Origin of the sequence: Methylobacterium sp. J-072, from assembly GCF_022829425.1 — a bacterium.
GTDB lineage: Bacteria > Pseudomonadota > Alphaproteobacteria > Rhizobiales > Beijerinckiaceae > Methylobacterium.
The window spans coordinates 20,025-46,212 of record NZ_JAKSYK010000192.1 but is presented as its reverse complement, the minus strand read 5'-3'; the positions used below and the strand labels follow the sequence as shown (position 1 = coordinate 46,212).

Below are 26,188 nucleotides of genomic sequence, written 5' to 3'. Positions count from 1 at the left end.
CGCTCAGAACCGCTCGGGGCGGACGAGGGCGTAGGTGAGGTAGCCGAGCAGCCCGAGGGTCGTGAGGGCGCCGAGGGTGAGGTCGAGGCTCATGGCGGCCACCTCAGAAGCGGTCGCAGAGCAGGGCGTAGCCCTCGCTCAGGGCGAAGAAGGCCAGCCCCGCGGCGATGAAGATGAGATCGAGCATGATGAATCCGCGTCGGTTCTGCGGGCGGCGCGGCCGTGCCGCGACCGATCCCGGCCGACCCGGATTGTGGGCTTGAACCGCGTTAGGGTGCGAGACGGAGAAGCGGGCGAACTTATAAGGATCGCATGAGGATCGGCCGGGGTAAGGCCGTGCCCGCACCGAGCCAGCAGGCCGCGAGGGGCCTGCTTCCCGTGCGGACAATCGGGTCACACATCGCTCCCGGATGAGGACCAAGGCCAACCACAAGCGCGCCTCCCTCCCCCCTCTGCGGGGGAGGGTGGGCCGGCCGTTAGGCCGGGTCGGGAGAGGGGAACCCGGGTTCAGGACAAGGCGCGACCTGCATGACGGGCAAAGCCCTGTTCTGCGCCGTCGCTCCCCTCTCCCGACCCCCTTCGGGGGCCACCCTCCCCCGCAGAGGGGGGGGGGGGGGGGCTCCCGACCCCCTCCGGGGGCCACCCCCCCCCGCGGAGGGGGGGGGGGGGGGGCCCCCGACCCCCCCTGGGGGGCCCCCCGCCCCGGGGGGGGGGGGGGGGGGGGGAGGGCGCGTGTCCGCCTCGGAGCGACTTCTCCTGCAGCCGAGAATTATCCGGCCCGCGTTCTGCGAAGCCGCGAGCCCGCAAGGAGAAGGGGATGCGCCGCTAACCGGTCGTGAACGCCAAGACACCGCCCCAACACCGGCAAAATTTGCCGCGCGGCCGATCCTGCCGGCCCGATCGCCGCCCCGGCCCTTGAAATCAAAGACAAAATTCTGGAACGCGCCGTGCCTGCTCTCACCGAAGGACTTCGCGAGGGCGTATCATGTCGGTCGGTTCGGTCACGAGCAGCAGTCTTCAGAGGGACCTCATCAGCGCCCTGCGGCAGACGCGGGCGGCGTCGGCGCAGCAGACCGATGCGAGCGCCTTCGCGGTCGCCGGCCAGGGGGCAAGCCCGTCGTCGGGCGCGACCACGACCTCCGGCAGCACCGCCTCCGGCCCGGCCCTGTCGAGCGATCTGATGGCCTCGCTGCTGCAGGTGCAGTCCGATTACAGCCAGATCACCGCCCAGGGCGGGTTCGCGCCGCCCGGCAGCGCGTCGAGCGTCACCGAACAAGCCACCGCCGATCCCGGCGCGGAGGACGGCCAGGACTCGCAGAATCCCGCGCCGGTCCATCATCATCACGGCCATCACGCCCGTCCGGTGGCGACCGATGCCGCGAACGCCACGGGCGCGAACCCGACCGCCGGCGACAGCACGGCCGCAGCGGCGTCCTCCGGCACCGCGACCGGCGACGCGAACCCGTTCAGCGGGATCGAGGACGGCCTGCAATCGTTGCTTCAGCAGGTCACGAAGGCGATCGCCGCCTACGCGACCACCGGACCGGTGGGGCTGGCCGCCACCGCGCTCACGACCACCTCGAAGACCTGATCGCGCTGATCGGAGATCGCCATGCCTCTCACCGTCCCGGTCATCCTCGGCAGCGTCCGCGCGGACCGCATCGGCCTCCGGGCGGCGCGGTTCCTGATCGCCCGGCTCGAGGCGCGCGGCCATGTCGCCCCGCTGGTCGATCCCGCCGAGCTCGGCCTTCCGCTCCTCGACCGCATGTACAAGGAATACCCGGCCGGTACCGCCCCGGAGCCGCTGGAGCGGCTCGCCAAACTCTACCGCGGCGCCGATGCCTTCCTGGTGGTCTCGGCCGAGTACAATCACGGCGTCCCGCCGGCCTTGTCGAACACCCTCGACCACTTCCTCGAAGAGTATTACTGGCGCCCCTCGGCGATCTGCTGCTACTCGGCCGGTCAGTTCGGCGGGGTCCGCGCGGCGATGCCCCTCCGGGCGATGCTCGCCGAACTCGGCATGCCCAGCATCCCCTCGCTCCTGCCGATCCCGCGCCTTCAAAAGGTGCTGGACGCGGATGGCACCTCCACGGAGGCCTGGATCGAGACGGCGACCGCCAAGTTTCTCGACGAGCTGACCTGGTACGCCGAGGCCCTGCGCGCGCAGCGGCAGACCGGGACGCCGTACTGACGGCTCTTCGACGGATCCGTCCCAACCACGACCGTCATCGCGCGCAGCGAAGCGATCCACGGGTCCGCCACGTTCAGGGATCGTGCGATGGCGGCCTCCTGCAATCCGGTCGACACCGCCCTCGCGCGGTTGTGACAGGTCACGAATATCCACCTTCCATTTGAATCCGCGGCTCGAAACGCGCATCGATGCCCACGGGATTGAAGTCGAAAGACCCGTCAACAGGGCAAACAACGCCTTAACTCTTGTAATTCGTCGGACAAACGGCAGTTCATCCCAAAGTTCAGCAACCATCCAGATCCTGGCGCAACACCCCGCGGATCGAGAAACAGTATTGCGCTGTTGCAAAAAGGTGGCTGCGGGGTCCGGGGAAGTGTGAGATCTTGCCCGCGTTCCCAGTCGCGGACCCAATCTGATGAAACTCGACGAGAGGGCGCTCCTTCAGGAGCGCGTGCGCACGCTTGTCCTGCGTCATGCCCTCGAGGCGGCGCTGGAGCGCTTGGCGGCGGCCACCCGGGAGACGGGTAAGGAAGCCGCGGCCGAGTTCCAGAGCCTGGAGCAGTCCCTGCTCTCCGCCGCCCGCAGCATCGCCGATCGCGCCACGAGCCAGAAGCTGGCGGTGCTGGTCGCTGTGGAAGACGCGAGCGCGACGCTCCGGAGCGCCTTCGACAACGCCCATAGCCGCCTCGACGCGCTTCAGACCGAGCAGCTCTCGGCCGCCGCGCCCCTGAACGCAGTGGCGGCGTAGGACCAGTAGGGCCGGCTCCCGTTGCGGGCCGGTACTTGCGATCTGAGGCGCTGGTGCATGGCGCCGCGAGTCTATGGGCAGCACGGGCTGCCGCCGCGGCCGATCACGCAACCACGGGCAGACGGCGCGGGCCGGTCGCCCTGGCGGCCTCAGTGATTGATGGATCGGTTTTTGCCAGCCCCAACGCGCCCCCTCTCCCGTGCGGGAGAGGGTTGGGGTGAGGGACCAGGTCTTTCCGGAAAACTCGCATCCCTCACCCTGTCCCTCTCCCGCACGGGAGAGGGGACCCGCGCCGCATCCGGCGAAGGGGTAAAGCCACGGGCCCCACTAGGAAGAGGGGGCCCGTCGCATTCTGGAAAAGTCCCTCGACCTGAACCTGCGGCGCTCATCGAGTAGCGTGTAGGGCGGCGTTCCGCGCGAAACCCGACCCGCCAAAACTCACTGCTTGGCGCGGTTGATGATCGCCCAGAGCGCCTGGGCCACGGGCTCGGTCACCGTGCGCCGGTACTTGCGGTGCACGAGCTGGCCGTTGTGGAACACGTCCTGCTCGACATAGAGCCGATCGCCATCCCACCGGACGATGTTGTCGGATTCGATGGTCTCCTCGACGCCGAGATCCCCCCGCAGGATCGAGTTGCCAGTCTGGGTCAGCATACGCGCGTCCTCGTTCACGCTGTTGGTTCGGCGCAGGGGAGCAAAGTCGCGGCGTGCGCGGCGAAACTCCCGCAGAGGGCCACCATAGGAGCGTGCACCTGCGGGCGCTAGCGACGCCGCGGACGCAATCGGAGGTCCGTAACCCGCGGGTGGATCGGATCGTCAGGCATGTGCGCCCCGAGATCCGCCGGCATCGGTAAGCCGGCTTAACGTTACCCATGTGCGCTTCGACACGCCGCATCCCGCGCAGCAATGCGATGTTCTGCTCACGCTGCAGGTCTGCACGCAGGTCATCGCCTGGGTCGGCTACGCCGCGACGGAGGCGCTCATGTTCGCTCGCCCGTTCCGATACGTCGCCCCGGCGCTCGCGGCCCTCAGCCTGATCGCGCTGCGCCTCGCCAGCCCGTTCCTGGCGCCGGCGGCGTCACCTCCGCCCGGCGCCCCCGAGGACCGGCGGGTCGTCTTCCGGCATTTTCTCTAGAGCATCATCCCGAAAGGTGGTTTCCGGCTTTCAGAAAAAGATGATGCGAGCCAGAGACCTAGAGCATCAGCCCGAAAGGCGGTTTCCGGCTTTCGGGACGATGCTCGCTCAGCCGCGCCGGCTGAGCACCGCGCCCGGCACCGGGCAGGCGGGCAGGGACGAGGGGCCCAGCACGATATCGCCCTGTTTCGGATTGTTGACCGTGAACGGTGCGGTCTCCTGCGTGCCGAAGAAGCCTCGGCCAAGCTGGGACGCAAAGAACTCGTCGCTCCCGAACCGGACGAAGCAACGGTCGAGCACGGCCTCGTAATCGAAGCTCGCCTGCGTGACCGGGCTGCCACCGGCCTCCGGAAGCCCGCAATAGGCCGAGATGGCGATCTGGCCCGGCCGCGACAGCCGCACCGGCAGGGACTGGCCCGGCAGCAGGGTCGCGGGCGGCCCGCCGTCCTGGCGCGCGACCAGCACGTAGGTCGAGCGGTTGTAGATCCGGCGCAGGCAATCCGCGGACGCATCGGAGACGACCGAGATCGTCCCGGCCAGACCGAGCACGAGGCCGGCCAATCCGCATCCAATACGCTTCGTCACCGCACATCCTCCGCCGATCGGCCGATCCATCAGTAAAGCGGCCGGGCATGACTTGAACAGCGCCCGGCGCCGCCGCGCAAGGCGAACGCGGCAACAGAGCCCGCGTTCGATGCGACCACGGCGAAATCGCCCCGGCTCAGCGGCGCTCGTAGAGCAGGCGCGCCCGGATCGTGCCCGGGATGGCGCGGATCTCGGTGAGCAGCGCCTCGGCATCCGCGTCGGTGGCGTCGGTCTCCAGCACCACGTACCCGACCTCGCCATCGGTCTGGTAGAACTGCGCGGCGATGTTGACGTGGCCGCGGGAGAACACGTCGTTGAGCCGCCCGAGCATGCCCGGCAGGTTGCGCTGGACGTGGATGAAGCGCGTGCCCGTCGGCCGCGCCGGCAATTGCACCTGCGGAAAATTCACCGCGCCCACCGTCGAGCCGATATCGGAATAGTCGACCAGCTTGCGGGCGACCTCGGCGCCGATCCGCTCCTGGGCCTCTTCAGTCGAGCCGCCGATATGCGGCGTGAGGATCACGTTCTCGATGCCCTGGAGTGGGCTGACGAACGGCTCGGCGTTGGAGCCGGGCTCCACCGGGAACACGTCGATGGCCGCGCCCTTGAGATGGCCGTCGCGCAGGGAAGCCGCGAGGGCGTCGAGGTCGACCACCGTGCCGCGGGCGTTGTTGATCAGGAAGGCGCCGGGCTTCATCGCCCGGATCTCGGCCTCGCCAATCATGTTGGCGGTGGCCTCCGTCTCGGGGACGTGGAGCGAGATCACGTCGCACTGGCCGAGCAGATCGTGCAGGGTCTTGGTCGGCTCGGTGTTGCCGTGGCGCAGCTTGTCGGTGTGGTCGTAGAACAGCACCCGCATGCCCATCGCCTCGGCGAGCGTCGAGAGCTGCGTGCCGATATTGCCGTAGCCGACGATGCCGAGCGTCTTGCCGCGGACCTCCAGGGAACCCGCCGCCGACTTGTCCCAGTGGCCGGCATGAGCGCCGACCGAGCGCGGCACGATCCGGCGCAGCAGCATCACGATCTCGCCGATGGTCAGCTCCGCCACCGAGCGGGTGTTGGAGAACGGCGCGTTGAACACCGGGATGCCGCGATGGCGCGCCGCCTCCAGATCGACCTGATTGGTACCGACCGAAAAACAGCCCACCGCGAGCAGCCGGTCCGCCGCCTCGAAGGCCGCCGCGTCGAGCTGGGTGCGCGAGCGGATGCCGAGCATGTGCACGCCCTGGAGCGCCTCGTGCAGGGCGTCGCGGTCGAGGGCCTTCGGCAGCCGGGTCAGGTTGGTGTAGCCGGCGGCCTGCATCAGCGCGACGGCGCTGTCGCTGATGCCTTCGAGCAGCAGGACCCGGATCTTGTCCTTGGGCAGGGAAAGCTTGTCGAGGGTCATGGGTCGCGTTCGTCCGGCGGCGGGACGGTCTCGCGCAGCAATGCCGGGCCGTTCCGCGGGTCTGTTCGGCGGCAGCGATACGAGGCTGCCCTGTGCGATGCAACATGGCGCCGGGCACGGCAGGGCTGCACGGCAGACGCGCACGACCGGCGGCGCGATCACGCTGGAGGCTAGGGGTGCCGAAAATTCGAGCACCGGGAGGTTCGACGACTGATACACAAATCGGAACCACTGGCCGACCTGAGTCTTTTAGCCTCCATTACTATATGCGCCACCCGACAGCACCGCTCCGTGCTGGCTTCGTCCACGGTTTCTCCCAATGCACGTCCGCACCGGCTTCACCATCGCCTTCGACACGCTCGGCCCGACGCCGATGAACCTGCTCCTCAACGTGCGCCCCGAGCGCCGGAGCGACCTCGTCACCCCGGAGGTGATCACCTTCGACCCGCCGGTTGCGGCGCGCCAGCATGTCGACGCCTTCGGCAATGTCTGCACCCGCATCGTCGCCCCCGGCGGCCGGATCACCATGGCGGCCGACTTCACCATCGCGGATAGCGGCCTGCCGGACGTACAGGCGCCCGAGGCGCGCCAGATCCCGGTTCAAGACCTGCCGGACGACGTGCTGATGTACCTGCTCGGCTCGCGCTACTGCGACACCGACAAGCTGTCGGGCATCGCCTGGTCGCTGTTCGGCTCCACGCTGGAGGGCTGGGCGCGGGTTCAAGCGATCGTCGACTTCGCCCACAACCGCCTCCGGTTCGACTACCAGCAGGCCGACGCCACCCGCACGGCCTTCGACGGTTACACCCAGCAGGTCGGCGTCTGCCGAGATTTCGCCCATCTCGCGATCACCCTGTGCCGCTGCATGAACATCCCGGCCCGCTACGCCACCGGCTATCTCGGCGACATCGGCGTGCCGAAGGACCCGGCACCGATGGATTTTTCGGCCTGGTTCGAGGTCTACCTGGAAGGCCCCGAGGGCGGGCGCTGGTACACGTTCGACGCCCGGCACAACCAGCCGCGGATCGCCCGGATCGTCATGGCCCGCGGGCGCGACGCCACGGATTGCGCGCTGACCACCAGTTTCGGGACTGCTTATCTGGTGCAGTTCGACGTGCACACCGACGAAGTCGGTGACGAGCAGGCCGTCCTGGCGCGGGCCGCCTGATCGGGCAGCAGGGTGGGGGCTTCCTAACTGTCTTGAGCGCCGTCGCTTCGCCCTGTGATCCCCTCGCCCCGCTTGCGGGGAGAGGGCCGCGACGACCTTGTCGTCGGCGCGGCGAGGCGGCAGCCGAGGGTGAGGGGGCGAGTCAGGACGAGCCTCATCCGTTCAAGCCCCCTCACCGCCACTCCGGCTTCGCCTGCGCTTCCCACACGGACGACGAGGTCCGTGTGGGCCTCTCCCCGCAAGCGGGGCGAGGGGACCCGCGCCGCATTCGGCATCGGAGCAAATCCGTTGGCGTCAACACGGGAGCCGAGGCAACGCGGAGCGCCCGGTCGAAAACCGTATCGGCAGCCCGCCAAGCCGTCCCGTCCTGACATCACGCCCCCCAAGTCCCGCCCTGCGCCGAGAAACGCCCTCGGTTGAAGTCGTTAAGCCGATGCTGTATGGAGCGCGCGTCCTCCCGGACTCCGCTCGCGCGCGCTCGATTTCGTGTGCCCGCCGCGTCGCCGGCTGGATCGCCCTCGTCATCCGTATCGACGCGTCGGCAAGCCGGATCCCGCGGGACCGGTCGCCTCTCCCCCAAGATTTTCGGGAGCGGCCGCGGCGAACCGGGGGTGCGTGCAACGCGAGCCGCCGACGCAACGGGCCTCCGCTGGAGGCCGTTCAGGAGAGAGAATGACCGCAGGTACCGCTCTGGGGCGTGGCCCGAGCCGCGATGATTTCGCCGCCCTCCTCGAGGAAAGCTTCCTCGAGCACGAGATCACCGAAGGGTCCGTCGTCAAGGGTCGCGTCGTCGCGATCGAGAAGGACGTGGCCGTCATCGACATTGGCGCCAAGACGGAAGGCCGTGTCGCACTCAAGGAATTCACCGGCCCGGGCCGCGAAGGCGAGCTGAAGGTCGGCGACGAGGTCGAGGTCTACGTCGACCGGATCGAGAACGCGCTGGGCGAAGCCGTCATCTCGCGCGACAAGGCACGCCGCGAGGAGAGCTGGGTCAAGCTCGAGAAGTCGTTCGAGAACAACGACCGCGTCACCGGCACGATCTTCAACCAGGTCAAGGGCGGCTACACCGTCGACCTCGACGGCGCCGTGGCGTTCCTGCCGCGCTCGCAGGTCGATATCCGCCCGGTCCGCGACGTCACCCCGCTGCTCGGCACCCCGCAGCCGTTCCAGATCCTCAAGATGGATCGCCGCCGCGGCAACATCGTCGTGTCGCGCCGCACCGTGCTCGAAGAGAGCCGCGCCGAGCAGCGCTCGGAGCTGGTGGCCAACCTTGAGGAAGGTCAGGTCATCGACGGCGTCGTCAAGAACATCACCGAGTACGGCGCCTTCGTCGATCTCGGCGGCATCGACGGCCTGCTGCACGTCACCGACATGGCGTGGCGCCGCGTGAACCATCCGTCTGAGGTTGTGACCATCGGCCAGACGGTCAAGGTCAAGATCATCAAGATCAACCACGAGACGCACCGCATCTCGCTCGGCATCAAGCAGCTGCTCGCCGATCCGTGGGAGGGCATCGCCGCCCGCTACCCGGAGGGCGCCAAGCTCAAGGGCCGCGTGACCAACATCACCGATTACGGCGCCTTCGTGGAGCTGGAGCCGGGGATCGAGGGCCTGATCCACGTCTCCGAGATGAGCTGGACCAAGAAGAACGTCCATCCGGGCAAGATCGTCTCCACCTCCCAGGAGGTCGAGGTTCAGATCCTGGAGGTCGATCCGGTCAAGCGCCGCATCTCGCTCGGCCTCAAGCAGACCCTGCAGAACCCCTGGGAGGCCTTCTCCGAGAAGCACCCGGTCGGCTCCGAGGTCGAGGGCGAGGTCAAGAACAAGACCGAGTTCGGCCTGTTCATCGGCCTCGAGGGCGATGTCGACGGCATGGTCCACCTGTCGGATCTCGACTGGAACCGTCCCGGCGAGCAGGTCATCGAGGAGTTCAAGAAGGGCGACATGGTCCGCGCCCAGGTTCTCGACGTCGACGTCGAGAAGGAGCGGATCTCGCTGGGCGTGAAGCAGCTCGGCGGTGACCCCTTCGCCGAGGCCGGCGAGATCAAGAAGGGTCAGATCGTCACCTGCGAAGTCGTCGAGGTGAAGGATTCGGGCGTCGAGGTGAAGATCGTCGACACCGACATGACCACCTTCGTCCGCCGCGCCGAACTCGCCCGCGACCGCGGCGACCAGCGCCCCGAGCGTTTCGCCGCCGGCGAGAAGTTCGATGCCCGGGTCGTGCAGTTCGACCGCAAGGCCCACCGCGTCCAGGTCTCGATCAAGGCCCTGGAAGTGGCCGAGGAGAAGGAGGCGATGGCCCAGTTCGGCTCCGCCGATTCCGGCGCCTCGCTCGGCGACATCCTCGGCGCCGCCTTCAAGAAGGCCCGCACCGACGACGAGTGAGACCGACGGTTTCGCCGCCCGGTTCGGCCGGGCGGCGGCTTCGTATCGATCCCAAAAAGCCCGCGCGGGACACCTGTCCCGCGCGGGTTTTTCTTTGTGCCTCGGCGAAGCGAACCGCATCGTCCCGGGCCCCGCGAAGGCGACGCGGGCAAAGCTCGGCCTTGAGCGGATCGAAGCTGGTTGTCCGACCTTGGCCGGCGATGTAATCTGAATATTGTCGCGAAAAACGACGGCTCGGTTTCGGGTCGTCGCGCACACGCCGACTGCAGGACCCATGCGGTTCGGCCAGCGTCTCCGGAAGAGCAGCCTGACGATGTCAGGCGCTGTGAATCTGCGGTCGCAGGAGCGCACCCATGCGACAGACGATTGCCATCATCGGCGCGGGCCTCGGCGGTCTCGTGCTGGCTCGTATTCTCCATCTCCACGGTATCGCGGCCACGATCTACGAAGCCGAACCGTCCGCGGAGGCGCGGGCCCAGGGCGGTCTGCTCGACCTTCATGAACACACCGGCCAGGCCGCGCTAAAAGCCGCCGGGCTGTTCGACAGCTTCCTCGGCCTCATCCGCCCCGGAGAGGACGCGAAGCGCATCGTTGGCGCGGATGGCGCTGTCCTGTTCGACAGCCCCGGTAATCTTCTGGGCAGCCGCCCGGAGATCGATCGCGGTGACCTTCGACGGATGCTGATCGCTTCGCTGCCGCCCGGAACGATCAAATGGGATCGCAGGGTGGTTTCCGTCACCGCCCGCGCCGAGGGACGACAGGTGATTGCCTTCGCAAACGGCGCGACCGTCGCGTCCGACCTGCTGGTGGGTGCGGACGGCGCATGGTCGAAGGTCCGCCCGCTCCTTTCGGAGGCGCGGCCTGACTATACCGGCATCGCGTTCGTCGAGACGAGCCTGTACGACGGGGTAGCGCGACACAGTGACAGCGCGGATGCGATCGGCAGCGGCACGCTGATGGCCCTTGCCCCGGGCAGAGGCATTCTCGCGCACCGGTATGCCGATGGCACGCTCCATGTCTACGCGGCCTTGCGGAAGCCGGCAGACTGGTTCGCCGCTTTCGATGTCCGGGACGCGCGCGGGACTCTCGCCCGCATCGCGGAGCCGTTCGCGGGATGGGCGCCGCACCTCACCGCCCTCGTCGGGCACAGCGACACGGATCCGATCCTGCGGCTCATCCACGCGCTGCCGGTCGATCATCGCTGGGAGCACCTCCCCGGCGTCACGCTTCTCGGCGATGCCGCACACCTCATGTCGCCGTTCTCGGGTGAGGGGGCAAATCTCGCCCTGACCGACGGCGTAGCACTCGCCAGGGCGCTGATCGCGACCCCCGAGGACAGCGACGCCGCGCTCACCACCTACGAGCGAGACCTGTTTCCCCGCAGCACCGAAGCCGCCACCCTCGCCGCGGCGAATCTTGCGCGGTTCTTCGGCAATGACACGCCCCACAGTGTTGTCGCCCTGTTCGCGCCGGGCGCTTCATAAGCGTCTCTGGTGCGGCAGCCAGCGACCGGGACGGGACCGATCGGGACCACCGCCATCCGAGAGGCCCATCCTTCCGAGCTGGCCGGATCGTCACCGCACGGAGCGCTCGGAGACCGTCCGGCTGGAGGGTCCGCCCGGGGGCGCCGCATTTTCTTCGCGCGGCCCATATCCAGGCCCGCGGAAAATGCTCTAGAACACCGGCCTCGGGCGGCTCCGGCCGCGCGAGGCAAAGGAAACCAAGGACTTGCCCGGCGCGGGGCCTCGCCCCCGCACCCCGTTACGGGGCCGATCCGGGGAGGCGAAGGGAAGCGACCGCATGGCAGCCGACGCCGAACTGCTGATCGACCGCCGGCGCCTGCGCCGCAGGCTGTCCCTGTGGCGGGTGCTCGGGATCGGCGGCCTGATCGTGGCGGTGGGCGCCCTCGGTTACCGGGTCCGGGCCGGCGCCGACGGCGCCTTCGCGGTGCGCCCGCAGATCGCCCGCATCTCCGTCTCGGGCTTCATCGCCGGCAGCGAGTCGACCGCCAAGCTGATGCAGCGGGTCGGCGACTCCGACGCCGTGAAGGGCGTGGTCGTCTCGATCAACTCGCCGGGGGGTACCACCACGGGCTCGGAAGAGATCTTCCGCAACCTGCGGGCGCTCGCCGCCAAGAAGCCGATCGTGGCCTTCGTGGACGGCACCGCGGCCTCGGGCGCCTACATCACCGCCATCGCGGCCGACCACATCGTCGCCCGCGAGACCAGCCTGGTCGGGTCGATCGGCGTGCTGTTCCAGTACCCGGACCTGTCGGGCCTGCTCGACAAGGTTGGGGTCAAGGTCGAGTCGGTGAAATCCTCGCCGCTCAAGGCCGAGCCCTCGGGCTTCACCCCCACCACCCCGGAGGCGCGCGCCGCCCTGGCCGCCGTGGTCGGCGACACCTATGCCTGGTTCAAGGGCTTGGTGGCCGAGCGCCGCGGCATGGATGCCGGCCAGCTCACCGCCGTCTCGGACGGGCGGGTGTTCAGCGGCCGCCAGAGCGTGCCGCTTAAGCTGGTGGACGAGCTCGGCGGCGAGCGCCAGGCCGTGGCCTGGCTGGAGGCGAACCGGGGCGTGCCGAAGGACCTACCGATCAAGGACTGGAAGCCCAGCAAGGACAGCGATTTCTCGCTCTGGTCGGCCGCCGGCATCGGCGCGGACCTCCTGGGCCTCGACGGGCTCGCCGGGCGGCTGCGGGCCGTTGGCAGCCAGGCTGAGACCGCGGGCGGTGGCCTCCTCGTCCTGTGGCGCCCGGAACCCTGAGCGCCCTCGCACCCGAAGCCCGCCCCGATCCCCCGAGAAGACCAGACGCCATGATCAAGTCGGAGCTCGTCCTCAAGATCGCCGAGCAGAACCCGCATCTCTACCAGCGCGACGTCGAGATCCTGGTCAACGCGATCCTCGACACCATCTCGGACGCACTGGCCCGGGGCGACCGGGTCGAGCTGCGCGGCTTCGGCGCCTTCTCGGTGAAGCGTCGGGAAGCGCGCAAGGGACGCAACCCGCGCACCGGCGCGGCCGTTGCCGTGTCCGAGAAGGCGATTCCCGTGTTCAAGACCGGGAAGGAGATGCGCCAGCGCCTCAACGCCGCGGGCATCGGCGAGAGCGCGTCGGCCGCCGAGTAGGAAGAGGTCTGTGAGCGCGATGATCCGTTTCCTGAAGAGCCTCGTGCTGCTGCCGATCGCCGCCCTGGTGATCCTGCTGGCGGTCGCCAACCGGGCGCCCGTCCCGCTGTCCTTCGACCCGTTCAACGCGGACGCTCCGGTGTTCAGCGTCGACCTGCCGCTCTATGCGATCCTGTTCGGCGCGGTGGCTCTGGGCATTGTGGTCGGCGGCGTGTTCACCTGGCTCGGCCAGGGCAAGACCCGGGCGAACGTGCGCTACCATCGCCGCGAAGCCACGCACTACGAGCGCGAAGCCAGCCGCCTGCGCGCTTACGCGCCTGAGAGTGAGACGCAGGGGACCGCTTACACGGTGCCCAACACCAACCGGACCGCATTGCCGGCGCCGCGCTGAGCGGACAGGTTCAGCGGGCCGCCCGCACCGCGGCCACGAAGGCCGCGATTTTTTCTGGGTCCTTGAGGCCGGGCGCCGATTCGACACCCGACGACACGTCCACGGCGCGAAGCCCGGTGCGGGTGAGGGCGTTCCGAACATTGCCGGCGTCGAGCCCCCCGGACAGCATGGTCCCCGCCGGCAGATCGGCTTCAGCCAGGATCGCCCAGTCGAACCGGTGACCGTTGCCCCCAGGGAGCGCGGCACCGGCGGGCGGCTTGGCATCCAGCAGGATCCGGTCGGCCACCGCCCCATAGGCGGCGATCGGCTCCAGGTCGGCCCGGGTCGCCACACCGATCGCCTTCATCACCGGCCGTCCGGCCAGCGCCCGGATCGCTGCCACCCGCTCGGGGCTCTCGCGCCCGTGCAGCTGGATCAGGTCCGGGACCACCGCCTCGACCGCCGCCCGAACCAACGCATCGTCGGGATCGACGAGCAGGACGACGCGTTCGGCCCGGCCGCTAGCCTGCGCCGATAAACGCGACGCGCCCGCGAAGTCTACGTGGCGGGGACTGCGGGGGAAGTGCACGAACCCGATCCAATCCGCGCCAGCCTTCAGCGCGGCTTCGAGGGTTTCCGGCGTGCTGAGCCCGCAAATCTTGACGCGGGCCGGAGGGATCGGAGCGGACATAGGCGCCTTGTAGCCGATCTAGTACAGGATCGGCAGGTAGAGGTTCGGGATCGGGAACCCGCTGAAAACGATCCGCCCGTTCACGAGCTTCAGCGGCGGCAGGGATTTAAGCGGCGCCGCATCCGCCGACCCATCCTCCGGTTCGGGCCGCCGGCCCAGGCCCAGGAGGCCGCCGACGAGCTGGCCGACCAGGGCACCCTTCTCGGATCCGAAGCGCTGGCCGACGACGCTACCGATCAAGGCATCGGCCCCGGCCGCCCGCAGGTCGAACTGCCCGACCGGGCGGTGCGCCTCGTCGAGGGCGAGCGCACCCTTCGCCTGGACGCGCTGGGCGCCCTTGGCCAGCGACAGGGCCGTCAGGTCGAGGGTGCCGCCGGCCCGGCGCCAGCGCTCGAGTTCCCGCGGTACCGGCCCGGTGCGCAGGACGGTCGCCTGGGTCACGGTGGCGTCGAGCGACAGGTCGGCGGGGGCGGGGTTGCCGGTGAGCGCGTCGAGCTGCGGCACCGCAGCCTGGGCGAGCCGCAGGCTCACGTCGACTGCGCCCTCGGAGTCGAAGCGGCCGGGGGTCGGCCGCGCATGCAGCTCGAGATGCTGGCCCGCCACCGCGATCGGCCCCGGATCGGCGCCGGCGACGGTGACGTTCGGGCCGTCCACCACCAGCGAGGCCCGCGTGAATCCCTCCGATTCGCCGTGGACGCTGCCCTGGAGCTTGCTCCAGGTGGCGTCGCCGGTCAGCGCGCCCTGCTCGACATGGAAGGGGCCCGCGCTCTCGAACAGGATCAGACGCGGCTGGTAGACCTGTGCCACCGCGGTCGACGGGCCGAGGCGGAACCGGCCGTCGGATCGATCCAGGGTGACGGCGCTGCAGCGCAGCTCGATCCGGAACGGATAGCCGGTCAGCGATCGGTCGGCGCAGGTCCAAGTGCGGCCGGCGGCCGCCTCCCGGGCGATCCAGCCATCGATTTCGGTTGCCCCGCGTCCCCGGATCCAGAACCAGCCGGCCGACCAGGCGACCACGATCAGCGCGAGGACGATGTAGGGCAGGAACAGCCCGAGCCGCAGACGCCGCGCGGTCCGCGCCAGCGAAGCCTGCGCATCGCCGTCTGCTCGCGTCCGATCCTGCGTCATGCGTCCCGCTCCCCACCATCCGCCCCGATCCAGGGGCCTGCAGGCCCCGCCTTGAGGCCATGCACGGGGCAAAACTGGGGCAACGTCGGGATCGATCGACCGCGCGGCGACCGATCCGCCTCGAGAGACCCGATATCCGGGTCAGGTCTAGGATCAGACCTGGGCCGGCTCGATCGTGTCGAACTGCAGGTCGCTGACGATCGCCGCCCGCTCGGCTTCGCCCTCGGCGAGGCGATGCACGTGCAGCTCGGTGGCGCCGCTGCTCCGCACCCGGTCGAGCCAGGTCCGCCGGAGATGGTCGCGCGGGCTCTCCTTCGAGGTCGCCACCGAGACCATCTCGGCGATGCCGGTCTCGTCGCGCCGCACGGCGATCACCACGGCCTCCGCCATCTCGTCGAGGTCGAAAGCGCCGGCCGGATGGACCCCGACCACGTAGCGCCGGCCCGAATGCCCGCGCCAGGCCGAGAGAGGGAGGGCCGGCGTGCCGCGCAGGCCGGCCGTGGTCTTGAGGCGTTCTTCACGCACATCCTGTCTCCGCGTGCGATCGTCCTTCAGGTCGCGAAGCGCGGCCGACCAGGACAGGGCTCTTCTGTTCGCCATTTGTTCCAACCTACCGCGCGATATCCACAGGCGTCAAGCACAACATTCCTGAGGAAGAATGTGGTGATGGGGCGAGTTATCCACAAGCAGCCGCTCTGGCTGCCGGGCGATGCGGCAGCCCGCGATAACGGCCGGTGCGGCTCCGAAAAAACTCAGCGGCGCGGTGCGGCGCCGGCCGGCGCTTCCGTGGCCGATGACGAAGCGCTCTCAGACGCGAAACCCTTCAGGCCGCCCTCCAGAAGGGCGTTCGAGGCCGCCTCCAGGCGCTCCTGGGCGAGTGCCTGGAATTCCTGGCGGCCCAAACCCGGGGGGATCGGCTTGAGGAAGTGGATCACGGCCGTGCCGGGTCGGCGGATGAGGCTGTTGCGAGCCCAGAACGCGCCGGTGTTCAGCGCCACCGGCAGGCACGGTACGTTCAACGCCGTGTAGAGATGCGACAGGCCCTGCTTGTAGGCCGGCGGAGCCCCGACCGCGCGGCGGGTTCCTTCAGGGAAAATGATGAGCTGGCGGCCATCCCGGATAGCGTCGGCCGCGGCCGCATTCATCAGGCTCATCGCCCGGGCGCCCTTGGAGCGGTCGATCGCCACCATGCCGCTGCGGGACAGGTACCAGCCAATCAGCGGGATCAGGAGCAGCTCGCGCTTGAGGATATAGGCGAATTCCGGGAACACCGTGCAGAGCGCCAGGGTCTCCAGGGCGGACTGGTGCTTGGCCGCGATCAGCAGCGGCCCCTTCGGGATGTTCTCGAGGCCGCGGAACTCGACCCGCATGCCGGCGACCACGCGCAGCAGCCATAGGGTCATCCGGCCCCAGAGCCGGGCCAGCCGCAGCACCGCGCGGCGGGAGACCAGCGTGGGCAGGCCACCGAGCGCCAGCAGCGTCGTCACCGCGTAGAAGCAGGCGTTGAAGGCGAGGGAGCGCAGGGCGAGCATCGGAATCCGCTTCGTGACGGCTTTCCTCTACCGCGCAGAGGCGCCCGCGGCCAAGCGCGGACGGTCCGACACCGGACCAAACGCTCATGCGCCTGCGGCATGTTGATCGGCTCGCGAGAACCCGGCGCTGCGCCCGGCGACCAGCCAGTAGACCAGGCCGGCGCTGGCGCCGACGACGAACAGGATCAGCGTCAGCCGCGCCTCGGCGGCCAGAAGCCCCGGGCTCGCTTCCGAACGCGCGGCGCCGCGGGCGAGCCAGGGGAGGGCGGCGGTCAGGATGCCGCCACCGGCGCCGTACCAAACGAAGCCGCGGCGCGAAAAAATCTCGCCGGCGAAACCGACCAGGGCGGGGGGCACGAACAGCAGGACGAACAGCGCCTGGGCGAGACCGGCAATCAGGATGACCAGCCCCTCCGGCGGGAGCCCGGCGGACAGGTCGGAGAGCGCCATATCGACGCCCGCGAGCGCCCCGCCGGTGAGCCAGGCATTGGCAGTCGGATCGACCAAGAGCGCCAGCACGAGGATCGCGGCGCCGGCCGGGACGGCGAGCAGGAGAGCGAAGGCTCCGAGGAAGAGGCGGCCGAGGACGTGCATGGCAAGCTTCTACACCGAAGTCGGCAGGCCTTCGCAAAACGAAGCCGCGCCCGACCGGTCAGGGTCGGGCGCGGCTCCAGGCATGCGCGTGTCTTTCGATCGACAGACGACCCGCCTCAGCCGTGGGCGGGAGCCGCCCCGCCATGGTCGCCGTGCGTAGACTTGCCGCGCAGGCGGCCGAGCCAGAGCGAGAGGTGGCGGATCACCACGTAGAAGACCGGGGTGAGGAACAGGCCGAAGAAGGTCGCGCCGATCATCCCGAAGAACACGGCCGTGCCCAGGGCCTGGCGCATCTCTGCGCCGGGGCCGGTGGCGATCACCAGCGGCAGGGTGCCGAGGATGAACGCGAAGGCGGTCATCAGGATCGGGCGCAGGCGCAGACGGCAGGCTTCCACCGCCGCCTCGACCGGACCCCGATGCTCGCGCTGCTCGATATCGTGCGCGAACTCGACAATCAGGATCGCGTTCTTGGCAGCCAAGCCGATCAGCACGATCAGGCCGATCTGGGTCAGAATATTGTTGTCCTGCCCCCGGAACTGCACCCCGGCGAGCGCCGCGAGCACGCCGGTGGGCACCACCAGCAAGATCGCCAGCGGCAGCGCCCAGGATTCGTACTGCGCGGCCAGCACCAGGAAGACCAGCAGCACGCCCAGGGCGAAGACGGCGCCCGCGGTGCCGCTCGCGGCCTTCTGCTGAAAGGCGATCTCGGTCCAGTCGTAGGCGTAGCCGTCGGGCAGCACCTTCTTGGCGATGTCCTCCATGGCGGTCAGGGCCTGTCCGGTCGAGACGCCGGGCTTGGCCACGCCCTGGATGGGGACCGAGTAGTACAGGTTGAACCGCTGCACGATCTGCGGGCCGGTGACGTCGCGCACCGAGGCGAGGGTGCCCATCGGCACCAGCGCCCCCGTGGAGGAGCGCACCTTGATCTGCGAGATGTCCTGGATCGACGAGCGGAAGGCGGCATCGCCCTGCAGGCGCACTTGGTAGATGCGCCCGAGCGTGTTGAAGTCGTTCACGTAGGTGCCGCCGAGATCGGCCTGCACCGACGAGAACACGTTGGCGAGCGGCACGTTCAGCATCCGCGCGATGGTGCGGTCGATGTCGAGGAAGAGCTGCGGCGTCGCGTTGTCGAAGGTCGTAAACACGCGCTGCACGTCGGCGCTCTGGTTCGCCTGGGCGATCACCTCGCCGGCCGCGGCCATCAGCGGACCGATCTCCGAGGATTGACGGCTCTCGATCTGCATCTTGAAACCGCCGCCGTTGCCGAGACCGCGCACCGGCGGCGGCGGGATCACGATCACCCGGGCTTCCTGGATGTCCGAGGTGGCCTTGAGCACCTCGCCGGTGATCACCCCGGCGCTGCGACCCTCGCCGGCGCGCTCCTTCGCACCCGTGAGGGTGAGGAACATCACGCCGGCATTGGTGGTGTTGGTGAAGGTCGCTCCGTCGAAGCCCGCGATGATCACCGCGTTGGCGACGCCGGGCACCGTCCTGGCCTGCTTGGCGGCCCGCAGGATCACGTCGGTGGTGCGATCGAGCGAGGAGCCGGAGGGCAGCTGGACGACGCCGATCAGATAGCCCTGGTCCTGGTCCGGGATGAAGCCTGTGGGCGTCGTCTGGGCGAGGTGCAGGGTGCCGGCGATCACCGCTGCGTAGATCAGCAGCATCGCCGCCAGCCCGACGAACCCGCCGGTCAGGACGCGGATCGTGCGGCCGTAGGCGTTCGACGTGGCGTCGAAGGCGCGGTTGAAGCCGTTGGCGAGCCAGTTCAGGAACCGGGCCAGGAAGAACTTCGGCTCTTTGCGCGCATGGTGCGGCACGAGCAGCAGCTTACAGAGCGCCGGGGACAGGGTCAGCGAGTTGAACGCGGAGATCAGGGTCGAGGCCGCGATCGTGAGTGCGAACTGCTTGTAGAACTGGCCCGAGATGCCCGGGATGAACGCGGTCGGCACGAACACCGCCGCCAGCACGAGCGCGATGGCGATGACCGCGCCACCGACCTCGTCCATGGTCTTGTGCGCGGCATCGCCGGCCGAGAGCCCCTCGGCCATGTTGCGCTCGACGTTCTCCACCACCACGATGGCGTCGTCGACCACGATGCCGATGGCGAGCACCAGCCCGAACAGGGTCAGGTTGTTGAGCGAGAAGCCGAACGCCGCCATCGCCGCGAAGGTGCCGATCAGCGACACGGGAATCGCGATGACCGGGATCAGGGCGGTGCGCCAGCTCTGGAGGAACACCAGCACCACGATGACCACGAGGCCGACTGCCTCGAACAGGGTCTTGTAGACCTCCTGGATCGATTCCTCGATGAACTCGGTCGGGTTGTAGGCGATGCGGTACTCGACGTCCGGCGGGAAGTTCTTCTTGACGGTCTCCATCACCTGCTTGACCGAGGTCGCCGCCTCGAGGGCGTTGGTGCCAGGCCGCTGGAACGCGCCGATGCCCACCGCGGGCGTGTCGTTGAGGTAGGAGTTGGTCGTGTAGTCCTTCTGGCCCATCTCGACGCGGGCGATGTCCTTGATCCGGACGAGGCGCCCGTCCTGGGCCTTGATGATCACCTCGGCGAACTGTTCCGGAGTCTTGAAGCGCGCTTGCGACTGGACGACGAGCTGGAACGCCTCGCTCTTGGCCGCGGGCGGACCGTTGAGCTGGCCGGCCGCCACCTGGACGTTCTGCTCCTGGAGGGCCGTGGTGACGTCGGTGACCGACAGGCCGTAGGCGGCGAGTTTGTTCGGATCGACCCAGATCCGCTCGGCGTATTCGTTACCGCCGAACACCGTGATGTCGCCGACGCCGTCGAGGCGCAGCAGCTCGTCGCGGATGTTCAGGTAGATGTAGTTGGCGAGGTAGTTCTGGTCGTAGGTCTTGTTCGGCGAGAGCAGGTGCACGACCAGCATCAGGTCGGGCGAGGCCTTGCGCACGGTGACGCCGAGGTTGCGCACGTCCGGCGGCAGGCGCGGCTGGGCCACCGAGAGCCGGTTCTGTACCAGCACGTTGGCGATATCGAGGTTGGTGCCGACCTTGAAGGTCACGGTCAGCAGCATGTTGCCGTCGTTGGTCGACAACGACGTCATGTACAACATGTTGTCGACGCCGTTGACCTCCTGCTCGATCGGCGTCGCGATGGTGGCGGCCACGGTCTCGGCGTTGGCGCCCGGATAGGAGGCGCGCACGGTCACGGTCGGCGGCACGATCTCGGGATATTGCGAGACCGGCAGGGTCTCGTAGGCCACGAAGCCGAGGATCAGGAAGACGATCGACGTGACCGACGCGAAGATCGGCCTATCGACGAAGAAGTGGGCGAAACGCATCGGTCAAACCTCTGAGGCCCGCCGGTCTCCCGGTCGGGGCCCTGCGTCGTCGGTGCGGCGCACGCGGCGCGGCGCGCACGAATGCGATCGTGTCGAGCCGGTCGGGCTCACGTCTTGCTCGGGGGCAGCTCGATCGTCTCCGGGGCGACCTTGGCCCCCGGGCGGACGCGGGCGATGCCATTGACCACCAGGGTCTCGTCGCCCTTCAGGCCGCTGCGGATCACCCGGTAGCCATCGACCTTCGGGCCGAGCACCACGTCCTTCTGCTGGATCACGTTGTCGGGCCCGAGCACGTAGACGATGCGCTTGTCCTGGTTGGCGGCGACCGCCTCGTCGGGGATCATCACGCCCTGGAACGGCTTGGTGGCCGGCATCGCCACGATGCCGAACAGGCCGGGCTTGATGAACAGGTCGGCGTTCGGAACGGTGGCGCGCAGCAGGATCGTGCCGGTGGCGTTGTCGACGCGGTTGTCGACGAAGTCGAGGGTGCCCTTGCGGGTCGGCTTCGCCTCGCCGGAGAGCGAGATCAGGATCGGCACGCCCTTGCCCTGCTGGGTCTGGCCCATGCCGATGCCGAGGCTGCTCTGATACTTGAGGAACGACTTCTCATCGACGGTAAAGCTGAACCAGATCGGGTCGAGCGACACGATCGTGGTCAGCATCGTCTGGTCGGCGCTGACGATGTTGCCCTCGGTGACCAGCCGCCGGCTAATCCGGCCGTTGACCGGCGCCTTCACCTCGCTGAAGTCGTAGTTGAGCTGCGCGTTGTTCAGCGCCGCCTGGGCGCTGTCGACATCGGCCTGGGCGGTCAGCGAGGCCTGCCGGCGCTGGTCGGTGACCTGCTCGGAGATGTTGCCGCTCCGCGACAGGGTCTGGGCGCGCTCGAGATCGGTCTGCGAGAAGGATTGGCGCGCCTTGGCGGAGGCCAGGGCGGCCTGGGCCTGCTCCAAGGCCGCCTTGTAGGGGCGCCGGTCGATCACGAACAGCAGATCGCCCTTCTTCACCGTCTGGCCGTCGGTGAAGTTGATCTTTTCCAGATATCCGGTGACCCGGGCCCGGACCTCGACGTAATCGATCGCGTCGAAGCGGCCGGTATACTGGTCCTGCTCGACGATCTCGCGGACCACCGGCTTAGCGACGGTGACCTTCGGTGGCGGACCGCCCGGTGCCTGGGCATGCGCGATCGGTGCGAGGGGACCCGCAACGAGGAAGCCGGCGGCGAGACCGGAGAGCACGGGGAGGAGGCTGGAAAGCCGGCTGCGCATCGGGTCCTGCTGTCCGTTGGCCGACCCGGCGGTCGAACCGAGCTTGACGATGAGTCCTTGGCAGACGCGCCGTAACCCGCGCGCCCACTTACCCATTGTGCGAGAGCGCACATCGCGGCCCGAAAAGGGCGGATTGTTTTATACGGCTACTCGATTGCTTCGCCGGCGGCGGACCAATCCTTGAAGCCGCCCTTGTAGTGCTCGGCGATGTCGAGACCGGCCTTCTGGGCCGCCACCAGGGCGTGGACCGAGCGGACGCCGGAGCCGCACGACAGGACCGGGCGGCGCCCATCCGCGGCGATCAGAGCGGCCACAGCCTGCGGATCGAACGTGGAGAGCGGATGCGAAACGGCGCCGGGAATGTGTCCAGCCTCGTATTCGTGGTCCTCGCGCACGTCGATGATCAGCATTGTGCCATCGCTCAACCCGCGCTTGACCGTCTCGCGATCGAGATCGACCACCTGCATCGACAGGATCTCCGTTCCGCCCAACCCGGGGCCGGCCCTAAGGGCTGACGCTTTCCCTTATTCGTCAGGCCGGAGCGGCGCAACTCGCGGCGGTTCCGACGATCCGGTCAGATCGCCGCGAGCGTCGGGCCGACGGCCGCGAAATGGGCGTCCCAGCCCGGCGGCCCATAGCCGTCGAGACGCCCGGCGAGCTCGGCCCGGAGCGGCGCGTCCGGCCGGGCGAGCGCCTCGATCGCGTCCAACCAGCCCGGGCCATCGAAGGGATCACGGAACAGGGCGAAGCCGCCGGCGATCTCTCTGTGGACCGGGATGTCCGAGGCCACCACCGGCAGGCCGGAGGCCGCCGCCTCGACGATCGGGATGCCGTAGCCCTCCGTGAACGAGGGCATCAGCAGGGCGGTGCAGCTGCGGGTCAGCGCGGCGAGGCCGTGCGTCGAGAGGCCCGTGACCTCGACCGCGTGGGCGCGCACGCCGGGGCAGCGTTCGAGCATGTCGATGGCGCTCTCGGCCTCCCAGCCCCGGCGCCCGACCACCACTAGGCGCGGCGCCGCCGCTCCGTGCCGCTCGGCCAGGACGCGCCACAACTGGAACAGCAGCAGGTGATTCTTGCGCGACTCGATCGTGCCGCAGACCAGGAAGGTCGGGCGGTCCGGCTGGAATCGCGGCCCCGTGCGCCCGAAGGCCGGCTCGACCCCGAGATGCCCCACCGCCACCGGCGGCCGGCCGAACCCCTCGGCAGCCAAGTGATTAAGGGTGCGTGCGCCGGTATCGGCGGAATTGACGAGAATCGCGGCCGCATGCCGGCCGATGGTGCGCATCCGGACCCGGTGTCGGTCGGCCTCGCCGGCGCGCCCGTATTCGGGATGCGTGATCGGGATGAGGTCGTGGACGAAGAACGCCGCGCGCACGTCCCGCCGGTCGTAGAGCCAATCGAACCGACCGGGATTGTCGAGGCGCAGATGCGAGGTGTGCAGGTAAAGCGCATCCCGGGGCAGGGCCGAGAGCGGGCGGCCGCGCAGGGCGATATCGGCCGCCGTCCGCGCCTGGATCCGGCGGCGCTGCGTGCCCTCAGCCCGCGATGCCTGCGCGGACGGGGCGGATGTCACCGGGGCGCCGAGCCGCGCCGCCAGCCCGCGATAGACCGGATCCGCGAGCGCATCCCGATCCTCGACCCAGCCCGCCGCCACGGCTTCGACGATGGCCAGCGCGTGCTCGCGGTCGAGCACCCGCGGCCCATACGCCGTCGAGACCACGCCGACGCCCGGCCCCGGCCGACCCAGACAGTGGCGCGCATAGGCGAGATCGACCCGGTCGATCCCCGACGGGCTCGCATGGCGCAGCCGCGTGACGAGGCGCGTGAGATCGAAGGCGATCGGTCGGTCCGTCATGATCCTCGATGGCGTGGCGCGATCGTTTTGGCGCGATGCGGATGCTCCCCGTAACCGCCCTGGCCGGAGAGGGCCAGCGCCGCCGATCCGGCGTGAAGGGCTTGCGCGGGCGGAGCGCGACGGCTAAGAGCCCCGGGCCCATGTGGCGTCGGAGTGTAGCGCAGCCCGGTAGCGCACCTGTCTGGGGGACAGGGGGTCGTCGGTTCAAGTCCGGCCACTCCGACCATTACAAACTACTCAAATCATTGAGCATTTCGGCAGGGTCAGGACGAAATTCCGAGACGCCAATTTCCTCTGGGGGTTCACCCGGGGTGGCTCGTCTTCAATCCTGTGGGTTGGCTCGCATAGCGCGGTGGAGAGCTTACCGCTCCCCCCGCAGATCGGCCGAAACTTTCTTCGGCACCCAATCCAGTTCGGTCGCCACGTCGGCTTCGACCGTGATCCCATCGCCCAGCCGGTGCGCATTCTCGGCCAGCAGGCGCCGAGCAGCCTCAAGGGCGGCCTTCTTCCCCTCGCAGCGCTCCTCGATCGTATCGATCTCCTCGGCTTGCGTGCGCGCCTCATCCCACCGCATGATCCGAACGAAGGCGTACCAGCCACCCTTGCCGGTTCGCTGCCGAACCCGGATCTCCTTCAGACGGTCGACCTCAAAGGCGAACGCCTCGTACAGGATCCTCTCTCCGTCATAGATCCTGGCGTAGCGGCGCAGCTCATGAGCGAGACCCTTCAGCGCTGGCTCCGAGAGCTGTTCGAGCTCATAGCCGATCGTGCCGAGGGCCCCCTGGATCTTGGTAAGGGCCCGCTCGCCATCGTGGGTGAGCGGAGGCACTTTCGCGGCGGTGCCTTTGACGGGTCGCGCCTCCTCGATTTCCGCCGCAGCCCACGGCCAGAGCGCGGCGCTGATCCGATCGAGCTCCTCGCTGGTTACCGTCCAACGATGCTTGGCCTCCCACTTCTTCCGTTCGAGCTTCGGACGCAGGTCAACCACGGTGGCCTTCGATCGGCCTGGATTTTCGAACGCCCAGGAGAAATCGATCGGTTCGATGACGAGCTTGCCCGCTTCGTCAAATTCCCAAAAGCAGCCCTTCGCATCCAGAATGCGCGCCGGCTTCCCATCGTCGTTCTCGACCACGATCTCGGCTACGCGCTGACGGGTGCTGGCATAATCGGGCAAGGTATCCTCCCCCTGCCATAAGCCTTCACTGATCCGCCGCGGTACGCTTCGCAGGCTGCCGGCCTCCTCGAAGATGAAGTACCGGATGCTGATCGCCATGCCGTCGTTCCATGCGTGTTCAGTGCGCAGGGTAGGTGGCTGGGTTGAATTCCGGCAAGCGAAATGGCCTCGGCGAATCGACGACTGTCACGTTGGGTTTGGGCCGCAATCGAGCTCACTGTCGCGGTCGCCGCCCCGAAACCACGGAAGCTATGAGACGTACCCCTCGGGCGCGCCCAGGGACGGCTCGGCGTCGGCGCCATCCTCGGTATCCGGATCGTCATCGTGCTGATCCAGCAAGGCGACGATCCGCTCTACGACATCGAGCGCGAGCTCCGCGAGCTGCTCGAACTCCTCTCGCGGAATGGCTTTGGCCGTCACTCGTCGGCTGGTGGGAAAGAGGACAACGTTGCTCATGCTCAGCCCCAGGCCTTCACGGCTTCCATGAGGAGATCGCGATCCCGGATCGCCCCCTCGCATAAGATCGCATCTTTGATACGCAGGCTCAGAGCTTCGTCGCGCTGCCAATCGTCCTGCGGCTTTCGCAGGCGCACCTCATCGGCGATGCGGTCGCGAATTAGAGCCGCACGCGAGGCTTCCTGCTCTGCGAGATTGCCAGCTGCATTGGGGCGCACGCCGACGATTGGGTCATGGATTTCTGAGAATGGCTGACAGCCTACCGCCAGCCACTGGTGGTGGATTGCCTCAAACACGTCGAAGAGGTTGCTGAGCTGGGAGATGTTGAGGCCGCTCAGTTCCACCGCGTCAGCCTGCGTCTTAGCCAACGGCATGGATTGAGACGCAGCCGGCTCCTCGGCCTTCCGTCTCAGAACGCGGGCGGCCGAGGCATCTACGTCGGCAGCCCGCTCGCGCAGGGACGTCCGCGGGCCAGCTGGTGCCTTCCTGGAGGAGGATTTGCTCATGGCCCCCTCCTCACGCGAGAGGGAGGTAGCCGTAGGCGAACACGCCCCCGGCGATGATGAGGGTAGCGGCCAGCGCCTCGCCAGCGAGATCCAGGAAGCGCCGGGCACGGACGTGCGCCGTGTCGGGGCGAACAGGAGCCACGGCCTCCCACGGCTCAATGGCGCCAGGCATCGGCTCGTTCGGCAGGATTGGGGAACGGCGTTCGCTCGGAAGCTCGCGGACTGTGCCGATCGCGACCGGCCGACGAATTGGGACTGGCTGGCTGAAGTCCGGGATGTCGGTGAAAGGCTGAGAAGGCGAGCGTGGGCGTTCACCGGCGCGAGCCGGTGCTGTAGGATTATGGGTAGCCATGTGACGGTCTTTCCGGACGGCGTTGCAGGGTCAGGCCCGGCGCGGGAGCTTCCACCTTCCCGTCGGGCCGAATTTCGTGATATCCTGAAAGCATGAGCTCGTCAATTCGGGATATCCCAAAAGTGCGCGGTCGCCCCAAGACCACGGGGCGAGGCACTGCTGTCGTCGTTCGGTGCCATGAGGAGCAACTCGTTCCCCTGGACGCATGGATTGCGGATCAGCCTGAT

General features: G+C 68.6%; 27 protein-coding genes and 1 tRNA gene. 11 read left to right on the top strand and 17 right to left on the bottom strand.

Annotation, left to right across the window (positions count from 1 at the left end):
- Window positions 1-3 precede the first annotated feature (3 nt).
- On the bottom strand, window positions 4-93 hold the full coding sequence (locus tag MKK67_RS23990; RefSeq protein ID WP_007559906.1) for a K(+)-transporting ATPase subunit F: 90 nt from the start codon (window positions 91-93) through the stop codon (window positions 4-6).
- A gap of 892 nt (window positions 94-985) precedes the next feature.
- On the opposite strand from MKK67_RS23990, the gene MKK67_RS23985 reads away from it, so the two are divergent.
- From MKK67_RS23985 to MKK67_RS23975, 3 genes are all read left to right on the top strand, one after another.
- A complete protein-coding gene (locus tag MKK67_RS23985) occupies window positions 986-1,591 on the top strand; it encodes a cell wall anchor protein (protein ID WP_243970207.1) in 606 nt (201 codons plus the stop codon).
- A gap of 21 nt (window positions 1,592-1,612) precedes the next feature.
- Window positions 1,613-2,191, top strand: a complete 579-nt coding sequence (locus MKK67_RS23980) for an NADPH-dependent FMN reductase (RefSeq protein ID WP_243970205.1) — start codon at window positions 1,613-1,615, stop codon at window positions 2,189-2,191.
- Window positions 2,192-2,606: 415 nt separating this feature from the next.
- Window positions 2,607-2,939 carry a hypothetical protein gene (locus MKK67_RS23975; protein WP_243970203.1) on the top strand — a complete coding sequence of 111 codons (333 nt, stop codon included), beginning with the start codon at window positions 2,607-2,609 and terminating at the stop codon, window positions 2,937-2,939.
- A gap of 438 nt (window positions 2,940-3,377) precedes the next feature.
- On the opposite strand, the gene MKK67_RS23970 is transcribed toward MKK67_RS23975, so the two are convergent.
- Window positions 3,378-3,593 carry a hypothetical protein gene (locus tag MKK67_RS23970; protein WP_092042182.1) on the bottom strand — a complete coding sequence of 72 codons (216 nt, stop codon included), beginning with the start codon at window positions 3,591-3,593 and terminating at the stop codon, window positions 3,378-3,380.
- A 220-nt stretch (window positions 3,594-3,813) separates the two neighbouring features.
- Between MKK67_RS23970 and MKK67_RS23965 the strand changes: the two genes are divergently transcribed.
- The gene (locus tag MKK67_RS23965) at window positions 3,814-4,074 is read left to right on the top strand and encodes a hypothetical protein (RefSeq protein WP_243970201.1); all 261 of its coding nucleotides are present in this window, start codon (window positions 3,814-3,816) and stop codon (window positions 4,072-4,074) included.
- A gap of 108 nt (window positions 4,075-4,182) precedes the next feature.
- Here MKK67_RS23965 and MKK67_RS23960 read toward each other — a convergent pair whose 3' ends face one another.
- Both MKK67_RS23960 and serA read right to left on the bottom strand, forming a co-directional pair.
- Window positions 4,183-4,659, bottom strand: a complete 477-nt coding sequence (locus MKK67_RS23960; RefSeq protein ID WP_243970199.1) for a hypothetical protein — start codon at window positions 4,657-4,659, stop codon at window positions 4,183-4,185.
- Window positions 4,660-4,795: 136 nt separating this feature from the next.
- Window positions 4,796-6,046, bottom strand: a complete 1,251-nt coding sequence (serA, locus tag MKK67_RS23955) for a phosphoglycerate dehydrogenase (protein ID WP_243970197.1) — start codon at window positions 6,044-6,046, stop codon at window positions 4,796-4,798.
- Window positions 6,047-6,365: 319 nt separating this feature from the next.
- On the opposite strand from serA, the gene MKK67_RS23950 reads away from it, so the two are divergent.
- The 6 genes from MKK67_RS23950 (at window position 6,366) to MKK67_RS23925 (ending at window position 13,115) form a co-directional block, all read left to right on the top strand.
- Window positions 6,366-7,214: a transglutaminase-like domain-containing protein gene (locus MKK67_RS23950; RefSeq protein WP_243970195.1), complete on the top strand. Its 849-nt coding sequence runs from the start codon at window positions 6,366-6,368 to the stop codon at window positions 7,212-7,214.
- A 672-nt stretch (window positions 7,215-7,886) separates the two neighbouring features.
- Entirely contained in the window at window positions 7,887-9,599 is a 1,713-nt protein-coding gene (gene rpsA / locus MKK67_RS23945) for a 30S ribosomal protein S1 (protein WP_147853718.1), read from the top strand.
- A 353-nt stretch (window positions 9,600-9,952) separates the two neighbouring features.
- A complete protein-coding gene (locus tag MKK67_RS23940) occupies window positions 9,953-11,083 on the top strand; it encodes an FAD-dependent oxidoreductase (RefSeq protein WP_243970193.1) in 1,131 nt (376 codons plus the stop codon).
- Between the two features lie 316 nt (window positions 11,084-11,399).
- Window positions 11,400-12,362: a signal peptide peptidase SppA gene (gene sppA / locus MKK67_RS23935; RefSeq protein WP_243970191.1), complete on the top strand. Its 963-nt coding sequence runs from the start codon at window positions 11,400-11,402 to the stop codon at window positions 12,360-12,362.
- A 50-nt stretch (window positions 12,363-12,412) separates the two neighbouring features.
- Window positions 12,413-12,724, top strand: coding sequence for an integration host factor subunit beta (locus tag MKK67_RS23930; RefSeq protein WP_007559930.1), 312 nt, complete (start codon window positions 12,413-12,415; stop codon window positions 12,722-12,724).
- A 19-nt stretch (window positions 12,725-12,743) separates the two neighbouring features.
- Window positions 12,744-13,115, top strand: a complete 372-nt coding sequence (locus tag MKK67_RS23925) for a LapA family protein (RefSeq protein ID WP_243970540.1) — start codon at window positions 12,744-12,746, stop codon at window positions 13,113-13,115.
- 10 nt (window positions 13,116-13,125) lie between these two features.
- On the opposite strand, the gene MKK67_RS23920 is transcribed toward MKK67_RS23925, so the two are convergent.
- From MKK67_RS23920 to MKK67_RS23880, 9 genes are all read right to left on the bottom strand, one after another.
- Window positions 13,126-13,785, bottom strand: coding sequence for a phosphoribosylanthranilate isomerase (locus tag MKK67_RS23920; RefSeq protein ID WP_243970189.1), 660 nt, complete (start codon window positions 13,783-13,785; stop codon window positions 13,126-13,128).
- Window positions 13,786-13,803: 18 nt separating this feature from the next.
- Entirely contained in the window at window positions 13,804-14,913 is a 1,110-nt protein-coding gene (locus tag MKK67_RS23915; protein ID WP_243970186.1) for a DUF2125 domain-containing protein, read from the bottom strand.
- Between the two features lie 153 nt (window positions 14,914-15,066).
- Entirely contained in the window at window positions 15,067-15,513 is a 447-nt protein-coding gene (locus tag MKK67_RS23910; RefSeq protein WP_243970184.1) for a hypothetical protein, read from the bottom strand.
- A gap of 152 nt (window positions 15,514-15,665) precedes the next feature.
- The gene (locus tag MKK67_RS23905; protein WP_243970182.1) at window positions 15,666-16,445 is read right to left on the bottom strand and encodes a lysophospholipid acyltransferase family protein; all 780 of its coding nucleotides are present in this window, start codon (window positions 16,443-16,445) and stop codon (window positions 15,666-15,668) included.
- An 84-nt stretch (window positions 16,446-16,529) separates the two neighbouring features.
- On the bottom strand, window positions 16,530-17,039 hold the full coding sequence (locus MKK67_RS23900) for a hypothetical protein (RefSeq protein WP_243970180.1): 510 nt from the start codon (window positions 17,037-17,039) through the stop codon (window positions 16,530-16,532).
- A 116-nt stretch (window positions 17,040-17,155) separates the two neighbouring features.
- Window positions 17,156-20,353: an efflux RND transporter permease subunit gene (locus MKK67_RS23895; protein ID WP_243970178.1), complete on the bottom strand. Its 3,198-nt coding sequence runs from the start codon at window positions 20,351-20,353 to the stop codon at window positions 17,156-17,158.
- A 107-nt stretch (window positions 20,354-20,460) separates the two neighbouring features.
- On the bottom strand, window positions 20,461-21,618 hold the full coding sequence (locus MKK67_RS23890) for an efflux RND transporter periplasmic adaptor subunit (protein WP_243970176.1): 1,158 nt from the start codon (window positions 21,616-21,618) through the stop codon (window positions 20,461-20,463).
- A 146-nt stretch (window positions 21,619-21,764) separates the two neighbouring features.
- Window positions 21,765-22,085, bottom strand: a complete 321-nt coding sequence (locus tag MKK67_RS23885) for a rhodanese-like domain-containing protein (RefSeq protein ID WP_243970174.1) — start codon at window positions 22,083-22,085, stop codon at window positions 21,765-21,767.
- Between the two features lie 107 nt (window positions 22,086-22,192).
- A complete protein-coding gene (locus MKK67_RS23880; protein WP_243970171.1) occupies window positions 22,193-23,473 on the bottom strand; it encodes a glycosyltransferase family 4 protein in 1,281 nt (426 codons plus the stop codon).
- A gap of 149 nt (window positions 23,474-23,622) precedes the next feature.
- On the opposite strand from MKK67_RS23880, the gene MKK67_RS23875 reads away from it, so the two are divergent.
- A tRNA-Pro gene (locus tag MKK67_RS23875) sits at window positions 23,623-23,699 on the top strand.
- A 135-nt stretch (window positions 23,700-23,834) separates the two neighbouring features.
- Here MKK67_RS23875 and MKK67_RS23870 read toward each other — a convergent pair.
- From MKK67_RS23870 to MKK67_RS23855, 4 genes are all read right to left on the bottom strand, one after another.
- Complete coding sequence (locus MKK67_RS23870) at window positions 23,835-24,746, bottom strand: hypothetical protein (RefSeq protein WP_243970169.1); 912 nt, start codon at window positions 24,744-24,746, stop codon at window positions 23,835-23,837.
- Window positions 24,747-24,896: 150 nt separating this feature from the next.
- Entirely contained in the window at window positions 24,897-25,103 is a 207-nt protein-coding gene (locus MKK67_RS23865) for a hypothetical protein (protein WP_243970167.1), read from the bottom strand.
- Window positions 25,104-25,105: 2 nt separating this feature from the next.
- Window positions 25,106-25,609: a hypothetical protein gene (locus MKK67_RS23860; protein WP_243970165.1), complete on the bottom strand. Its 504-nt coding sequence runs from the start codon at window positions 25,607-25,609 to the stop codon at window positions 25,106-25,108.
- A 10-nt stretch (window positions 25,610-25,619) separates the two neighbouring features.
- Window positions 25,620-25,781 carry a hypothetical protein gene (locus tag MKK67_RS23855; RefSeq protein WP_243970163.1) on the bottom strand — a complete coding sequence of 54 codons (162 nt, stop codon included), beginning with the start codon at window positions 25,779-25,781 and terminating at the stop codon, window positions 25,620-25,622.
- Window positions 25,782-26,188 lie beyond the last annotated feature (407 nt).

Bases quoted from the DNA above. Each gene is read 5' to 3' on its own strand.
- MKK67_RS23990 (WP_007559906.1), bottom strand. From the start codon at position 93: ATGAGCCTCGACCTCACCCTCGGCGCCCTCACGACCCTCGGGCTGCTC.
- MKK67_RS23985 (WP_243970207.1), top strand. From the start codon at position 986: ATGTCGGTCGGTTCGGTCACGAGCAGCAGTCTTCAGAGGGACCTCATC.
- MKK67_RS23980 (WP_243970205.1), top strand. From the start codon at position 1,613: ATGCCTCTCACCGTCCCGGTCATCCTCGGCAGCGTCCGCGCGGACCGC.
- MKK67_RS23975 (WP_243970203.1), top strand. From the start codon at position 2,607: ATGAAACTCGACGAGAGGGCGCTCCTTCAGGAGCGCGTGCGCACGCTT.
- MKK67_RS23970 (WP_092042182.1), bottom strand. From the start codon at position 3,593: ATGCTGACCCAGACTGGCAACTCGATCCTGCGGGGGGATCTCGGCGTC.
- serA (WP_243970197.1), bottom strand. From the start codon at position 6,046: ATGACCCTCGACAAGCTTTCCCTGCCCAAGGACAAGATCCGGGTCCTG.
- MKK67_RS23950 (WP_243970195.1), top strand. From the start codon at position 6,366: ATGCACGTCCGCACCGGCTTCACCATCGCCTTCGACACGCTCGGCCCG.
- rpsA (WP_147853718.1), top strand. From the start codon at position 7,887: ATGACCGCAGGTACCGCTCTGGGGCGTGGCCCGAGCCGCGATGATTTC.
- MKK67_RS23940 (WP_243970193.1), top strand. From the start codon at position 9,953: ATGCGACAGACGATTGCCATCATCGGCGCGGGCCTCGGCGGTCTCGTG.
- sppA (WP_243970191.1), top strand. From the start codon at position 11,400: ATGGCAGCCGACGCCGAACTGCTGATCGACCGCCGGCGCCTGCGCCGC.
- MKK67_RS23930 (WP_007559930.1), top strand. From the start codon at position 12,413: ATGATCAAGTCGGAGCTCGTCCTCAAGATCGCCGAGCAGAACCCGCAT.
- MKK67_RS23925 (WP_243970540.1), top strand. From the start codon at position 12,744: ATGATCCGTTTCCTGAAGAGCCTCGTGCTGCTGCCGATCGCCGCCCTG.
- MKK67_RS23920 (WP_243970189.1), bottom strand. From the start codon at position 13,785: ATGTCCGCTCCGATCCCTCCGGCCCGCGTCAAGATTTGCGGGCTCAGC.
- MKK67_RS23915 (WP_243970186.1), bottom strand. From the start codon at position 14,913: ATGACGCAGGATCGGACGCGAGCAGACGGCGATGCGCAGGCTTCGCTG.
- MKK67_RS23910 (WP_243970184.1), bottom strand. From the start codon at position 15,513: ATGGCGAACAGAAGAGCCCTGTCCTGGTCGGCCGCGCTTCGCGACCTG.
- MKK67_RS23905 (WP_243970182.1), bottom strand. From the start codon at position 16,445: ATGCTCGCCCTGCGCTCCCTCGCCTTCAACGCCTGCTTCTACGCGGTG.
- MKK67_RS23900 (WP_243970180.1), bottom strand. From the start codon at position 17,039: ATGCACGTCCTCGGCCGCCTCTTCCTCGGAGCCTTCGCTCTCCTGCTC.
- MKK67_RS23895 (WP_243970178.1), bottom strand. From the start codon at position 20,353: ATGCGTTTCGCCCACTTCTTCGTCGATAGGCCGATCTTCGCGTCGGTC.
- MKK67_RS23890 (WP_243970176.1), bottom strand. From the start codon at position 21,618: ATGCGCAGCCGGCTTTCCAGCCTCCTCCCCGTGCTCTCCGGTCTCGCC.
- MKK67_RS23885 (WP_243970174.1), bottom strand. From the start codon at position 22,085: ATGCAGGTGGTCGATCTCGATCGCGAGACGGTCAAGCGCGGGTTGAGC.
- MKK67_RS23880 (WP_243970171.1), bottom strand. From the start codon at position 23,473: ATGACGGACCGACCGATCGCCTTCGATCTCACGCGCCTCGTCACGCGG.
- MKK67_RS23870 (WP_243970169.1), bottom strand. From the start codon at position 24,746: ATGGCGATCAGCATCCGGTACTTCATCTTCGAGGAGGCCGGCAGCCTG.
- MKK67_RS23865 (WP_243970167.1), bottom strand. From the start codon at position 25,103: ATGAGCAACGTTGTCCTCTTTCCCACCAGCCGACGAGTGACGGCCAAA.
- MKK67_RS23860 (WP_243970165.1), bottom strand. From the start codon at position 25,609: ATGAGCAAATCCTCCTCCAGGAAGGCACCAGCTGGCCCGCGGACGTCC.
- MKK67_RS23855 (WP_243970163.1), bottom strand. From the start codon at position 25,781: ATGCCTGGCGCCATTGAGCCGTGGGAGGCCGTGGCTCCTGTTCGCCCC.